Below are 13,183 nucleotides of genomic sequence, written 5' to 3' on the forward strand. Positions count from 1 at the left end.
AAGCGCCTCTGCTCCCCCGGACCGCTCCCCGTACAGCCGCCCACCGCCCAGCACACTCCAGGAGACCGCCGTGCCCAGCCGCCCAGCCCGCCGCCCCGCCACCGCCGCCGTCCTCGGCCTCACCGCCGTCCTGGTCCTGTCCGCCTGCGGCGGCTCCACGGGCGGCGCCGACGAGGCCGCGCCAGGCGGGGCGCCCCGGAAGGGCACCGCCAAGGTCGATCTGAGCCCCGACCAGAAGAGGATCAGGACGCCGAAGGTCACGTCCATCGCCGCCCTCGTGCCACGGAAGATACGGGAGAGCGGCACCCTCGACATCGCCAATTCGGCAGGCGCCGCACCGCCGTTGACCTTCTACGCCACGGACGACACGACCGTCATCGGCGTCGAGCCGGACATCGCCTCGCTGATCGCCGACGTCCTGGGCCTCAAGCTGCGCTCGCACACGGTCGACTGGGCGAACATCTTCGTCGGCCTGGACAGCGGCAAGTACGACGCGGGCGTCAGCAACATCACCGTCACCGAGGAGCGCAAGGAGAAGTACGACTTCGCCACGTACCGGCTCGACAACCTGGCGTTCGAGGCGAAGAAGGGAAGCGGCTGGACGGTACGCGGCCCCAAGGACGTGGCCGGGAGGACCATCGGCGTCAGCTCCGGCACCAACCAGGAGAAGCTGCTGGTCACTTGGAGCAAGCGGAACGTACGGAAGGGCCTTGAGGCAACGGACATCAAGTACTACGACAAGCCGACCGACTACTACCTCGCCCTCGGCTCCGGCCGCCTGGACGCCTACCTCGGCCCCAACCCCGTCGCCGCGTACCACTCGGCCACCACCGGCCAGAGCGAGATCATCGGCACCTACTCGGGCGGCGGCGCGAGTCTCCAGGGCAAGATCGCGGCCACGACGAAGAAGGACAACGGACTCGTCGAGGCACTTCACCAGGCCCTCAACACCGTGATCCGGAACGGCACTTACGCCAAGGTCCTCAAGCGCTGGGGCCTGTCCGACGAGGCCGTCGAGACCTCCGAGCTGAACCCGAAGGGCCTGCCGAAGACCAACTCGTAGCCTCTCGCCCCGGACGGCGCCGGCCGCTGGGTTTCGTTCAGTCGAGGCCGAAGAGCTCGGTGTAGGAGCCGACTCTGAGGTCCGCGCCCTTGAGCCGCGAGGTGGCCTCCGCGCCCAGGACACCCCTGCCGGGGGCGTACGAGGCACCGCCGTGCGGGCCGAGCGGGAGCGAGATGGCAGGCGGAGCGGGGGTGTACGTGGTCAGGTCGCCGCTGCCGCGGATCAGTGCGCCGATGTTGTGGGCGACGACGGCCGCGTGTTCGCCCGCGGCCTTGGCCAGCTTGGCTTCCGGCAGGGCGGTCACGTCGCCCACGGCGAAGACGTTCCGCTGTCCGGGCAGGCGCAGCTCGCCGGTGACCTCGACGTGCCCGTCCCGGCGCCGCGCGGGGGCCAGTTCGCCGGTCAGACAGTCGCTGACGGGTACGACCCCGAAGCAGCGGAACCAGAGGTCGGCGGTGATCTCCCGTCCCGAGCGGGTGGTCACGGTGAACGTCCGGGTCTCGCCCGGCTCGGAGGGCGGCTCCTCGCGCAGCGCGGTGCCCAGCACCAATTCGACGTCCAGCGCGGCGAGTTGAGCGCGCAGCTCGGCGCGGAAATCGTCCACGAAGCCGCCGGCCAGGATGTCCTCGGCGGGATCGACGACGGTCACCCTCTTCCCGGGCCAGGCCGCCTTGATCTCACCGGCGAGTTCGAGACCCGCCGGACCCGCGCCGAGAAGCAGAACGCCGTCGGCCCGGGTCAACGCCCCGTGTGCGGCCCGGAATCTGGCCCGCGCGGCCGTGCTGTCGTCGAGGTCCGGCTTCGCCGGGAACGGATACCGGGAGCCGGTCGCCAGGACCAGGTAATCCGCCACGATCCGCTCGTCGGAGGCGAGTTCGACGCCAGAGCCGTCCACGCGCACCGCACGGTCCCGGACGATCCGGCCACGGCTCAGGAGCCGGCCGTAGGGAAAGAACAACCGCCCGGACCAGTCCGGGTCCACCAGCTCGCGCAGGGCGGCGATGTTGTGCACGAACGCGTCGCGCGGCTCGACGAGGACCACGTCGGCGACGTCGTCGAGCGCCTTCGCCACGGCGACTCCGCCGTATCCCCCGCCGATGACGAGCACCGTGGCAGCCATGAGACACCTGATTCGTTGTACGGACTATTCGTAGTGCGAACTAAAGTAATTCGTGATACGAACTACTGTCAACCGCACTCGGTCCAGGAGGTGCCATGGCCGATCCGGCCCGTACGAGGACGGCGAAGGAGACGGAGTTCGGCTTCGCCGACGCACTGGTGCGTCTGACGCACCTGGTGCAGCGGGTGTTCGCCGACGTCAGCCGCGCCCACGACCTCACCCCTCAACAGGCCCAACTGCTCTGCGTCCTCACGCGCGGCCCGGCGGGGATGACGGAGCTGAGTCATGTGCTGTACCTGGAGAAGTCCAGCCTGACGGGCCTGGTGGACCGCATCGAGCGCCGCGGCCTCGTCGTACGGCAGCGCAGCTCCCACGACCGCCGTGCGTGCCAGGTCGCCCTGACGGACAAGGGGACGCGGCTGGCTCACGAGACCCACGACGCCATCACCGCACGGCTGGAGTCCCTGGCCGGGGATCTCTCGCGCACCGACAGGGAGCGGGTGACGTCGGTCGTCGTCCGACTCCTCGGCGGCGCAGTGTCCTGAGCGGCGAGGAGGGGGACCGCCGCGGTGTCACGGCCTCGGCGACCGCGGCCCGGCGGCCGTCGGGGACCGCCGGCCGCCAGTCATGCCGTGGGCTCCGCCCGGTGGTGGAGCGCCCGGGCGATGCGTCCCCTGAGCCGCCGGAAGGCGTCGGAGAAGCGCACGTCCTCCACGGCTCTGGGCCGGGGAATGTCCACGTCGTACTCGCCGATGACGCGGCCGGGACGTGCGGACATCACCACGACGCGGTCGGCCAGGGTGACGGCCTCGTCGATGTCGTGCGTCACGAACAGGACCGTCTTGCCCACGCGTTCCCACAGCGCGAGGAAGTCGGCGCTGATGCGTTCCCTGGTCAGGGCGTCCAGCGGTCCGAAGGGCTCGTCCATGAGGAAGACGCCGGGGTCGGCGGCCAGCACACGGGCCAGAGCCACACGCTTGCGCATCCCGCCGGAGAGCTGGCGCGGATAGTGCCCGCCGAAACCGGTGAGGCCGACCGCGGAGATCAACTCGGCGATGCGGCGCCGCTGTTCCGCCTGGGCAACGCCGGCGACCGCGAGGGGGAAGCGGATGTTGTCCTCCGCAGTGCGCCACGGCAGCAGCGCGTCGTTCTGGAAGAGCAGGCCGACGCCCTCGGGAACCCCCTCCAGCCTCTCGCCGTCGAGGACGACGCTGCCGGCGGTCTTCTCCACCAGCCCCGAGACCGCCTTGAGCAGGGTGGACTTGCCGCAGCCGCTGGGGCCGACCAACGCGACGAACTCGCCCTCGTGGACGTCGAGATCGAGGTCGTGCAGCGCGGTGGTACGGCCGCCGTCCGCGGCGTACTCCAGCCGCAGCCCCCGTACGGACAGCTTCGGCTCGCCCCGTGCGGTGCGTCCGGCCGCGGGCGTGGCGGCGGTCATGATCCCGAACTCCGCGTGCTCTTCGGGCCGTTCGAGCCGGCCTGTCCCTCCGCCTGGTCCAGGAGCCCGAAGTCGAAGGCGTCGGAGAAGGACGGTGTCCTGCCCGCCTTGGCGCGGCCGACGTCGACCAGCAGACCGGTCGTGTCGCGGTAGACGGACTCGTCGACCGCCAGGCCCTTCGGTGTGATGCCGAGGGTCTGGTGCACGGCCCGCCGCAGCACGCGGTCGCTCACCTCGAACTTCTCCTTCTTCAGGGCCCGTACGGCGAAGGACTCGTCGGCGCGCGACTTCTTCTCCGCCGTGCGCAGCCCCTGGAGGAACCCGGTCATGGCCTTGCGGTGCTCCTTGACCCAGGTGGTCTTGGCCAGCGGCACCAGCGCGGCGTAGTCGAAGTCCGGGGTCCAGATCTCCTTGTACTCGCCGGTGCGCAGCAGTTGGGAGAGCTGCGGCTCGCTGACCATGCCCGCGGCCGCCTTGCCCTTCGAGATGGCGGCGAGCATGCTCGCGCCGCTGCCCGCGCCGATGACCTTCAGGCTCTTGTACGGGACGCCGGAGTCCGAGGCGGCCTTCTCCAGCTCGGTGTCCGAGAGGCTGCCGGGCGAGGTGACCGCGACGGTCTTGCCGCGCAGATCCCGTACGGAGCCGGCGCCCGAACCGTTCGCGGAGACAAGGGAGTAGGGCACGCGGCTGGTCAGCGCCGCGTACGCCGTCACGGGCAGCCCTTTGCCCCGGGTGGAGACGACGTGTTCCGTGGAGCCGATGAAGACGTCGACGCCTCCGCCGAGCAGGGCCTGCACCGCTTCGGCTCCGCCGTCGAAGCAGACCTTCTTCACCTGGACGTCGTCGGGGAAGGTGTCCGCGTCCATGGCGACGGTGGCGACGTTGATGCCGCCGCAGACGTTTCCCACGCGGATGGTCTGCCGCTCGGCGCCGCCGGTGCCGCTGCCGGTTCCGGTGGAGCAGGACGCGGTCAGGGCCAGGAGCAGGGGGACGACGGCGGCGAGGAGCACGGTGCGCCTGCGGCGTGCTCCGGTACGTATGTGAGACATGAGGGCTGCTTCCTGATCAGAGATGGCGGCGGTTCACGGATGCGGGGGTGGCGGGGAGACGGGGACGGTCGGTGGCGGAGAGACCGGGGCGTCGGTCGACCGGCCGGTCGGAGCGGGCGCCGAACGGGGCCCGGTGCGGGGCCCGTTCAGCGGTAGCGGAGCAGATACCGGCTCAGCGCGCCGACGAGCGTGTCGAAGGTCATGGCGACGGCGGTGATCACGGCGAGGCCCGCGAAGACGCCGGTGATGTCGAGCAGGTTGGAGGAGTTCTTGATGTAGTAGCCGAGACCGGCGCTGGAGCCGACGAGTTCAGCGATCACGGCTCCGATGAGCGCCAGCCCCACCCCCAGCCGCAGCGCCGTCAACAGCCATGGAGTGAGCGCCGGGAAGACGATCCAGCGCAGCGTCCGGAGGAAAGACGCCCGGTGTGCGCGGGCCATGTCCAGCAGGTCCGGGTCGATGCTGCGGATGCCCTCGTACACGTTGTAGAAGACGGCGAAGATCACCATCGTGGCGACCATGGTGACCTTCGAGGTCAGGCCGATGCCGAACCAGACGATGAACAGCGGGGCCAGGGCCACCCTGGGCAGGCTGTAGAGCGCCATGACGTACGGGTGGAACCACTGCCCGACGAGTCCGGAGAAGGCGATGGCGAGACCCAGCGCGATGCCGCCGGCCGTGCCGATGCCCAGCCCGGCGCCGAACTCGGCCAGGGTCGTGAGCAGATGGGGCCACAGTTCGCCGCTGCGTACCAGCGCGGCGAGGCGGGCGGCCACGTCCGAGGGCGAGCTGACGAAGAACGGGTCGACCCACCGGCCGGACGCGAACTGCCAGAGCAGCAGCGTCAGTCCGCCGACGGCGACACGTCCCGCGTAGAGCAGAACGCGATGCCGCCGTCCGTACCGGCCCCGTCCTCTGCCCTGTCCCCGGCCCTGTCTCCTGCCCGGCGGCACCGTACGGGCATCGTCCATGTCGGCGTCGGGAGCGGCGAGTTCACGGCCGCCCGTGGCCAGGCGCTCCGACGGCGTACGCAGCGACGTCATGGTCTACGGCCCTCCTCGGCACGGGGCTCGGCCCGGGTGGTGGCGTCGTGGTGCGGGAGCGGTGCGAGCGGACGGGGATCGGCGCCGGTCTCCACCGGCTGCGTACCGTCGGCGGCCCACTCCGACCAGGAGCCCGGATAGAGGGCGACGGGAATGCCGAGGTCCGTCAGGACGGCGGCCTGGAAGGCCGCGGACACTCCGCTTCCGCAGTAGACGCCCACCGTCTCGTCCCCGTCCGGCACGGGGTCGCGAAGCAGCGCGGCGTACCGGCGGCGCAGCACGTCGGCCGGCCGCAGGACACCGCCGTCCGCGGTGTTCTCCGCGGCGGGGGCGCTGCGTGCTCCGGGGATGTGCCCGGACTCGTAGGCCGTCGCCGCACGGGCGTCCAACAGGCGCCCGTCGCGCCCCAGTTCGGCGGCGGCGGCGGCGTCGAGCACGGGCAGTCGGCCGCCGGGCAGTACGACGTCGCCGGGCGGCGGTTCGGACGGCTCGGTGCTCAGCGCGTGACCGGCGGCCAGCCAGGCGGGGAGGCCGCCTTCGAGGATGCGGACGCTGCGCAGTCCGCCCCAGCGCAGCAGCCACCAGGCCCGTGCGGCCGACAGTCCCGACCTGGCGTCGTAGACGACGACGTCGCTGTCCTGACCGATGCCCCACCGGCGCGCGGCTTCCTGCAACTCCGCCCGTCCGGGCAGCGGATGACGGCCCTCCCCGGGGCGCGGCGGCCGGGACAGCTCGGCCGGCAGATCGACGTGGACGGCACCGTCGATGTGGCCCTGTGCCCACTCCTCGCGGCCCGTGCCGGCGGCGGGGTCGTAGCGGACGTCGAGGAGCCGCAGGGAACCGCCGCCGGTACGGGCGCCGTCCAGCAGCTCGGCGAGTTCGGCCACCGTGATGGTCACCTCGGACACGGCGGCGCTCACTCCCCGCCCACGACGGCGGCGGTGTCACTCGGGACCCCGGCGTCCGCGAACTGATTGCCAGGCCGGGCGAGTCCGAGGTGGTCGCGCAGCGTCCGGCCCGCGTACTCGGTGCGGAACAGGCCCCGGCGCTGGAGCTCGGGGACGACGAGATCGACGAACGCCTCCAGACCGTCCGGCATATGGGGCGGGAAGATCATGAAGCCGTCGGCGGCGCCCTGTTCGAACCACTCCTGGAGGACGTCCGCGACCTGCGCGGGCGAGCCGACGACCTCCTTGAACCAACCGCGGCGCAGATACGAGGAGTTGACCTCGCGCAGCGTGACCGCGTTCTTGCCGTGGAGCTCGCGCGCCTCCCCGATGATCAGGGCTCCCTCCGCGGAGGCGTCCGCGGGGTCGGCGACGTCGTCGAGCACCGCGTCCGGGTGGTGACCGGTCAGGGCGAGCCCGAGGGCGGCGGAGAGCCCGGCCAGGTCCACGTCCTGTCTGCCGAGGGCCTGAAGACGCGAGTACAGCTCGTGCGCCTCCCGGCTGGTCGGCGCCGTGTAGACCGCGACCCCGGGGATGACGAGCTGTTCCCGCGGTGCGCGGCCGTGCGCGGGCAGACGGCGCTTGAGGTCGTCGTAGTACGCCCGTGCCCCGGCGAGGCCCAGCACGGAGGAGTTGGTGAAGCGCACGTCGGAGTAGCGGGCACCCAGTTGGCGCGAACGTTCCGACGAGCCCGCGTTGACGAGCGGGATCTGGCCCTGGACGGGCCGTTCGACGTTCAGCGGGCCGTCGACGGAGAAGAACTCCCCGCGGAAGTCGATCCGGTGCACCCGCGCCTCGTCGACGAACCTGCCCGTCTCCGGGTCGGCGATCCGCGCGCCGTCCTCCCAGCTATCCCACAGCAGCCGCAGCACCTGGACGAACTCGGTGGCCCAGTCGTAGCGCCGGTCGTTCTCCCAGTGCTCGTTGCGGCTGAAGTTGCGGGCGGCCTCGGCGTTCTTGCCGGTGACGATGTTCAGTCCCGTCCGCCCGTTGCTGAGGTGGTCGATGGTCGCCAGCGAACGCGCGACGTTGAACGGCTCCGCGTAGGTGGAGTTGACGGTCGTGATCAGACCGATCCGTTCGGTGACTGCGGCGATGTGCGCGGCCAGCGTCAGCGCTTCCGGCCGCAGGACCTCGTTCGGCGCGGCGAACTGTGAGGCGGGAAGGCCCACCACGCGGTCGCCGATGAAGAAGAAGTCGAACTTGCCGCGTTCCGCGGTACGCGCGGCGCTCTGGAGCAGCGCCGGGCTGGAGTTGCCGTTCGTCGGTGCGCCCGGCAGCCGCCACGCACCGGGGTGGAAGCCGGTGGGCCAGATCGTGAATCCGAGGTGCATCGGGCGGGGTGACGCGGGCATAGCGGATCGCCTTCCCAGGAGGGCAGAGAGAGTCGGCCGGAGCCGTACGGGACGCACGTAGGCGACGTACGGACAGGGCGTAGACCGGGACGTACGGACAGGACGTACGACAGCCGCGCCGGCACGCGTGCGGAACGGTGAAGAGCACACGCACACGTACGGAACGGCAGAGAGTCGGAAGAGAGCAGAGCAGGCGGAGGGTGCGATACCCGGCGTGGCCGGCGTCAGCCCCGCACGTTCCCGCGCGATGAGCGCGTCCGGTGCGCCGCTCGCCCGGGCTGCGCCCCGAACGCGCGGGCGGGAGCGGGACGAACAGGAAAGGGCTGCGCCTCGGCGGGTGCCGTGCCGGCGAGCGCCAAGACGGTCAACAGAGGCTGGACTTGACGCTCATCTGGTCGACGTACCTGCGGGCCACGGCGTACAGGGTGACGGCGCAGAGATCCGGACGGGGAATCCCGGCGAGGGGCGTCGTCACGGGAAGGCGCTGTCCGCCTGCCGTACTGCCTCGCATCCGAGCCCCCTCGGTTCCCGCGATCCGCTGTGCGCGATCCCGTGCTGTGTATACGCACTGTATCCACTGCGCGGGCCGCAGTGTCAAGGGCCGTCTCATGTGGTGTGCGCTGCGACGCGCGGCGCGGTGTGCGGCGCGGAGGCCGACGGTGCCCGGCCGGTTCAGGATCCTTCCTGCGCGAGGCCCTGGATGCGCAAGTCCCGCATTCTGCCGAGGTGTTCGGCCATGGCCGTACGGGCGCGCGGGGCGTCGCCGTCGCGCACCGCGTCGAAGATCGCGGCGTGCTCCTCGACGGTGCGGTCCTCGTCGGCCGTCGTCGCGAAGGCGGGGCGGTAGATCGCCAGCAGGCTGTCCAGCCGGTCGAGGAATCCGGCGATGATGTCGTTGTGCCCCGCCACTCGCAGGGCCCGGTGCCAGTCCTCGTTCGCGGCGGTGCGCTCCGCCGAGTCGCGTGCCTCGCGCCGCAGTTCGGCGAGGTGCTCCAGCCTGCTGAGGTCGAAGGCCGTGCGCCGCTCGGCGGCGAGCCCGGCACCGGTCGACTCCAGCGAGATGCGCGCCTCGTAGATCGAGAGGATCTCCTCGGGCGTGCGCCGCCGTACCAGGAAACCGCGGGAGGTGCGCTCGATGAACCCGTCCTGCTGGAGCCTGCCCAGCGCCTCCCGTACCGGGGTCCGGGACACCCCGTACCGCTCGCTCAGCGCGGTCTCCAGCAGCACGGTGCCCGGCGGGTACGTGCCGCCGATCAAGTCCTCCTTGATCCTGGCGTAGTGCATGTCCACACGGTTGCCGGTGCGTCCGCGCGGCGTCGACCCGCCACGGCCGCCGGGGGCCGAACTCCCGCCCGCGCTCTGCGTGTTCACGCGGCGCGGTCCCGCACGCCCGTCACGCCGCGTCCCCGCGTCCGTCCTGCCCCGGCCATGCACACGCTCCCTCGCCTTGCGAAAACCCCGTGCATCATAGGGCGGCCCGTACGAGGAGACGGAGACGGACCGTGAGTCCCGCCGGCGCCCGACTCGTCTGCCACGTACTGCCGTCGGAGACCGACCGCGGCCGGCCTGGCGACGCCGGCTTCGCCACGGGCACGTGCGTACGGGAGCGAGGTGCTTGCCCGGCAGATCGCCGGGTAAGCGCCGGAAGGTACGGTCATGTCGGCCACGTAGTCGATGCGTTCACGCGCCGAAGGAGAAACGGTCTATGCCACAGGGCGAACCCGCCACCAAAAACCCGGACAAAGGCTATGTAGCGCTTCTTGGCTGGAGTATCAACGCGGTGGAAGCCCTCGACCGGTTCGACCGGCGATATGTCGTCGTGGCGCCGGAGTGGGCCGAGGAGTACTGCGTCGAACACGACATCCCCTATGTGCCGTGGAATTTCGAGCGGCTCAACGACCGCTCCATGGAGATCGCCGAGACACTCCAGAAGAAGGGTGTCGACGTCGCGATCCCGCTGTTCGAGGAAACCGTGGAATGGGCGGGGGCGATCAACTCCGTTCTGCTGGACAACCCGCGTCTGTACGGGCAGTCCCTGCTGCTGCGGGACAAGGCGCTGATGAAGCGCCGCGCCCAACTCGGCGGCATCCGGGTCGGGATATTCGAGGAGGCCCACGACCGGGACGACGTCATCCGCTTCCTCAAGCGCGTCAATCAGACTCTGCTCAAGCTGGACGGCGACCCGAACGACCCGATCCATCTCAAGGCGTTCGACAAAGCAGGCTGCCTCGGGCACCGCGTCATCCGCACCCCGGACGAGATCGACACGATTCCGGAGGAGGAGTTCCCGGTCCTCATGGAATCCCATCTCGACGGCTGGGAGTTCGCCGTCGAGGCGTGGATACACAACGGGAAGATCAAGTTCCTCAACATCTCCGAATACGTCACGCTGGGATATTCGGTGTTCGTCCCCGCGACTCCGGAACTGGAGCGGTACCGCCCGCAGATCACGGCGCAGATCGAGAAGCTCATCAAGACGTTCGACATCGAGTTCGGCTTCGTGCACCCGGAGTATTTCGTCACCAGCGACGGCGAGATGTACTTCGGCGAGGTCGCCTACCGGCCGCCGGGCTTCAAGGTGTTCGAACTCCTGGAGCGCGCCTACGGGTTCAACGCCTACCATGGGCTCGTGCTGGCCTTCGACCCGAAGACGACCGAGGAGGAGATCGACGCCTTCTTCCCGCGCGAGGTCGTCGACGCGTCGGGAGTCGCCGGCTGCTTCGGCGTCTACCCGCGCCGCCGCGTCGTCAGCGACCTGGAGATCCCGGAGGAGACCGAGGACGACGACTACTACGAGTCGCACGACCTCTCCACGCCGCTCGAGGAGACCGTCACCAAGAGGACCGCGTTCGGCACCCACTGGGGTCTGGTGTACTTCTTCGGCGATGACCCGTACCGGATGCGCGACCTGTTGAAGAAGCAGGAAGAGCTCGACTTCTACGTCTGATCGATCCCGTGGACGCAGGAGACCAACCCGAGGGAAACCCTTTGAAACCGACCGCCGACGTCAGCGGTGAGGCCACGACGCTGGACAAGCGCGTGGCCTCGCTCGACGACGCCATCCGGGCCATGGCCGAAACCCGCGACTTCGGCAAGCACACGAAGCTGCGGCGGCTCCTGGAAGCACTGCGTCGGGTGCTCATGCAGCCGGGCGGCGCCGCGGCCGTCCAGGCCAGGGCGCAGGCCCTCGAGGAGGCCGGGCTCTTCCGGGAGACGGACTGGGCGTCACCGGAGATCCTCATCCCGTCGCTGGTCAGTCCGGGTCTGCGCAGTGCCGACGCGGACACCGTCGTCATGGAGGCCACCAGCGAGCTGCGGATGCTCGCCGTCGCCCTCGGCGAGTTCGCGCATCCGACGCTGCCCGCCGAGGACGCCCGCCAGTTCCTGTCCCAGGTGCTGGCGACCAATCTGGAGCTGCTGTTCACCGCGCCCAGCGAGGCGGAGCGCACCCAGCAGGGCCGTATCGCACAGCTCGTGCGGAGCCTGTTCCGCCATCTCGCCGACGAGATCGGCTACGACAGCGTCCTGGACGACCTGGTCGACGAGATCTGGCGGATCCTGCGCCAGCGTCCGATCCAGGTCGAGACGGTGCAGTCCCTGATCACCCGGATCGCGGCCTACCGCGACGACCCGGACGTCGCTCTCGGGGCGTCGTCGGGGCAGGGCGTCGACCGGCTCATCACGAGCCTGTACGGGACCACCGAGGCGTGCCGGGAGGATCCGGGCATCGACGTCTTCCGCTCCCGGCTCGAGGTGATGGACGCGGGCGGTCTGCAGAACGAGGCGTCGGGGTTCGCGCGGGCGATGCACGACACCGGCCTGGTGTCGCCGTACCACGCGGAACTGCTCCGGTTCCTTCTGCACGAGAGCGACTACCTCATCGGTGAGGCGCTCGGGCTGTCCGACACCGGCCGCAACTGCCTGCTGCGCTACAGCCAGTTGGTGCACCGGCTGATCGACGTGGCCGTGCATCCGCAGACCGCGCAGAGCGTCTACGGGCTGGCGCTGCTGCTCGACCGCGGCATCCTCTACGAGCCGCCGATCGTGCCCGGCCTGTGGCGGCAACTGGCGCTCGAACTCTCCCCGGTCGCACGGGAGCGGCTGACGACGGTCTTCGGCGAGGTGCCGGGGCCGCAGGCGCGGCTGGTCGCGGGGGTGCTCTCGATGCTGGGCCAGCCGCTCGGCGTCGGCCAGGGCGACAACCCCACCTGCCAGTCGGCACGCGCGCTGTCGATGTGGTCCTACAACGACCCGGACTATCTGCTGCAGATGGTGGTCTGGGCGGCCCGCGACGACGAGGTCCTCATGCACTTCGAGGGCCAGCCGATCTCGTCGAAGGACAGCACGGCCGGAGTCGCGAGCACGCTGCCGATGGACCTGGACCCCGTATCGCTGCTCGTGGTGCCTCATCTGGACCGGATCTACGCCGAGATGGGGCGGCGCTGCGTGGCGCGGCCGGGGGACCCGCACCGGTGGGTCAACCCCGAGTTCCACGGCTGGTGGGCATCCCGCGGGTTCCACATCAACGTCGACGTCGCGACCGGGAACCTGGTCGATCTGGACGGGTTCCTGCGGCAGTTCCACGCCGGCTACCACCCGTCCTACAACGGCGGGCAGCCGCTGATCCATCCGCAGCCGGCCGGCGTCGCCGTCACCGACAGCGCGGCCCGGTATGTCGGCTGGCACGCGATCACGATCCTTCGGGCGGCGCCGGACCCCCAGGACGTCATGCGGGTCTACTTCTTCAACCCGAACAACGACAGCGGCCAGGACTGGGGCGACGGCGTCGTCGTCTCCACCGCGGGCAACGGCGAGCGGTTCGGCGAAGCCTCGCTGCCGTTCGACCAGTTCGCCTCGCGGCTCTACATCTTCCACGCCGACCCGCTGGAGCGCGGCGAACCGGAGCGGGTGCCCGCCGAGGACGTCACGCGGATCATCGGCTACATCGAGCGCAGTTGGGGCAACGACCGGCTGCCCGCGGGGACGCTGCAAGCCGTCGAAGAGCCCCGCGAACCTGTGAGCCCGCCGCGTAACCGGTCCTGAGACACGGCGGGTCGGAGGGGCTGAGGCTTCGAACGACCGCCGCCCTCTCCGGGTGTACGGCGACGCCGAAGGCCCCGCTCCGGCCGTGCGGTCACGGCCGGAGCGGGGCCTGTCGTCGGACG

11 protein-coding genes are annotated in these 13,183 nt (G+C 70.6%); 4 read left to right on the forward strand and 7 right to left on the reverse strand.

Annotation, left to right across the window (positions count from 1 at the left end; translation table 11 throughout):
• The first annotated feature begins 70 nt into the window (after positions 1-70).
• On the forward strand, positions 71-1,063 hold the full coding sequence (locus AN218_RS06440; RefSeq protein WP_070015676.1) for an ABC transporter substrate-binding protein: 993 nt from the start codon (positions 71-73) through the stop codon (positions 1,061-1,063).
• A 37-nt stretch (positions 1,064-1,100) separates the two neighbouring features.
• On the opposite strand, the gene AN218_RS06445 is transcribed toward AN218_RS06440, so the two are convergent.
• Positions 1,101-2,183, reverse strand: a complete 1,083-nt coding sequence (locus AN218_RS06445) for an FAD-dependent oxidoreductase (protein WP_070015678.1) — start codon at positions 2,181-2,183, stop codon at positions 1,101-1,103.
• A 95-nt stretch (positions 2,184-2,278) separates the two neighbouring features.
• Here AN218_RS06445 and AN218_RS06450 point away from each other — a divergent pair, with 95 nt between their 5' ends.
• Positions 2,279-2,728, forward strand: coding sequence for a MarR family winged helix-turn-helix transcriptional regulator (locus AN218_RS06450; RefSeq protein WP_070015681.1), 450 nt, complete (start codon positions 2,279-2,281; stop codon positions 2,726-2,728).
• Positions 2,729-2,808: 80 nt separating this feature from the next.
• Here the strand turns inward: AN218_RS06450 and AN218_RS06455 are convergent, their stop codons facing one another.
• The 6 genes from AN218_RS06455 to AN218_RS06480 form a co-directional block, all read right to left on the reverse strand.
• The gene (locus tag AN218_RS06455; RefSeq protein WP_070015684.1) at positions 2,809-3,624 is read right to left on the reverse strand and encodes an ABC transporter ATP-binding protein; all 816 of its coding nucleotides are present in this window, start codon (positions 3,622-3,624) and stop codon (positions 2,809-2,811) included.
• Positions 3,621-4,673, reverse strand: coding sequence for an ABC transporter substrate-binding protein (locus tag AN218_RS06460; RefSeq protein WP_070015687.1), 1,053 nt, complete (start codon positions 4,671-4,673; stop codon positions 3,621-3,623). Before AN218_RS06460 ends, AN218_RS06455 begins: the two co-directional genes overlap by 4 nt.
• A 146-nt stretch (positions 4,674-4,819) precedes the next feature.
• The gene (locus AN218_RS06465; protein ID WP_216311725.1) at positions 4,820-5,716 is read right to left on the reverse strand and encodes an ABC transporter permease; all 897 of its coding nucleotides are present in this window, start codon (positions 5,714-5,716) and stop codon (positions 4,820-4,822) included.
• Positions 5,713-6,624: a sulfurtransferase gene (locus tag AN218_RS06470; RefSeq protein ID WP_070015689.1), complete on the reverse strand. Its 912-nt coding sequence runs from the start codon at positions 6,622-6,624 to the stop codon at positions 5,713-5,715. Before AN218_RS06470 ends, AN218_RS06465 begins: the two co-directional genes overlap by 4 nt.
• Before the next feature lie 8 nt (positions 6,625-6,632).
• Entirely contained in the window at positions 6,633-8,018 is a 1,386-nt protein-coding gene (locus AN218_RS06475) for an NtaA/DmoA family FMN-dependent monooxygenase (RefSeq protein WP_070015691.1), read from the reverse strand.
• Between the two features lie 672 nt (positions 8,019-8,690).
• A complete protein-coding gene (locus AN218_RS06480) occupies positions 8,691-9,389 on the reverse strand; it encodes a GntR family transcriptional regulator (RefSeq protein ID WP_216311727.1) in 699 nt (232 codons plus the stop codon).
• Between the two features lie 334 nt (positions 9,390-9,723).
• Here AN218_RS06480 and AN218_RS06485 point away from each other — a divergent pair, with 334 nt between their 5' ends.
• The gene (locus AN218_RS06485; RefSeq protein WP_070015693.1) at positions 9,724-10,965 is read left to right on the forward strand and encodes an ATP-grasp domain-containing protein; all 1,242 of its coding nucleotides are present in this window, start codon (positions 9,724-9,726) and stop codon (positions 10,963-10,965) included.
• A gap of 41 nt (positions 10,966-11,006) precedes the next feature.
• Positions 11,007-13,061, forward strand: coding sequence for a hypothetical protein (locus AN218_RS06490; protein ID WP_070015696.1), 2,055 nt, complete (start codon positions 11,007-11,009; stop codon positions 13,059-13,061).
• Positions 13,062-13,183: the final 122 nt, after the last annotated feature.

Source organism: Streptomyces nanshensis, assembly GCF_001751255.1.
Taxonomy (GTDB): Bacteria; Actinomycetota; Actinomycetes; order Streptomycetales; family Streptomycetaceae; genus Streptomyces; species Streptomyces nanshensis_A.

Excerpts from the sequence above, each read along its gene's own strand:
- AN218_RS06445 (WP_070015678.1), bottom strand. The coding sequence starts at position 2,183 with ATGGCTGCCACGGTGCTCGTCATCGGCGGGGGATACGGCGGAGTCGCC.
- AN218_RS06450 (WP_070015681.1), top strand. The coding sequence starts at position 2,279 with ATGGCCGATCCGGCCCGTACGAGGACGGCGAAGGAGACGGAGTTCGGC.
- AN218_RS06455 (WP_070015684.1), bottom strand. The coding sequence starts at position 3,624 with ATGACCGCCGCCACGCCCGCGGCCGGACGCACCGCACGGGGCGAGCCG.
- AN218_RS06460 (WP_070015687.1), bottom strand. The coding sequence starts at position 4,673 with ATGTCTCACATACGTACCGGAGCACGCCGCAGGCGCACCGTGCTCCTC.
- AN218_RS06465 (WP_216311725.1), bottom strand. The coding sequence starts at position 5,716 with ATGACGTCGCTGCGTACGCCGTCGGAGCGCCTGGCCACGGGCGGCCGT.
- AN218_RS06475 (WP_070015691.1), bottom strand. The coding sequence starts at position 8,018 with ATGCCCGCGTCACCCCGCCCGATGCACCTCGGATTCACGATCTGGCCC.
- AN218_RS06485 (WP_070015693.1), top strand. The coding sequence starts at position 9,724 with ATGCCACAGGGCGAACCCGCCACCAAAAACCCGGACAAAGGCTATGTA.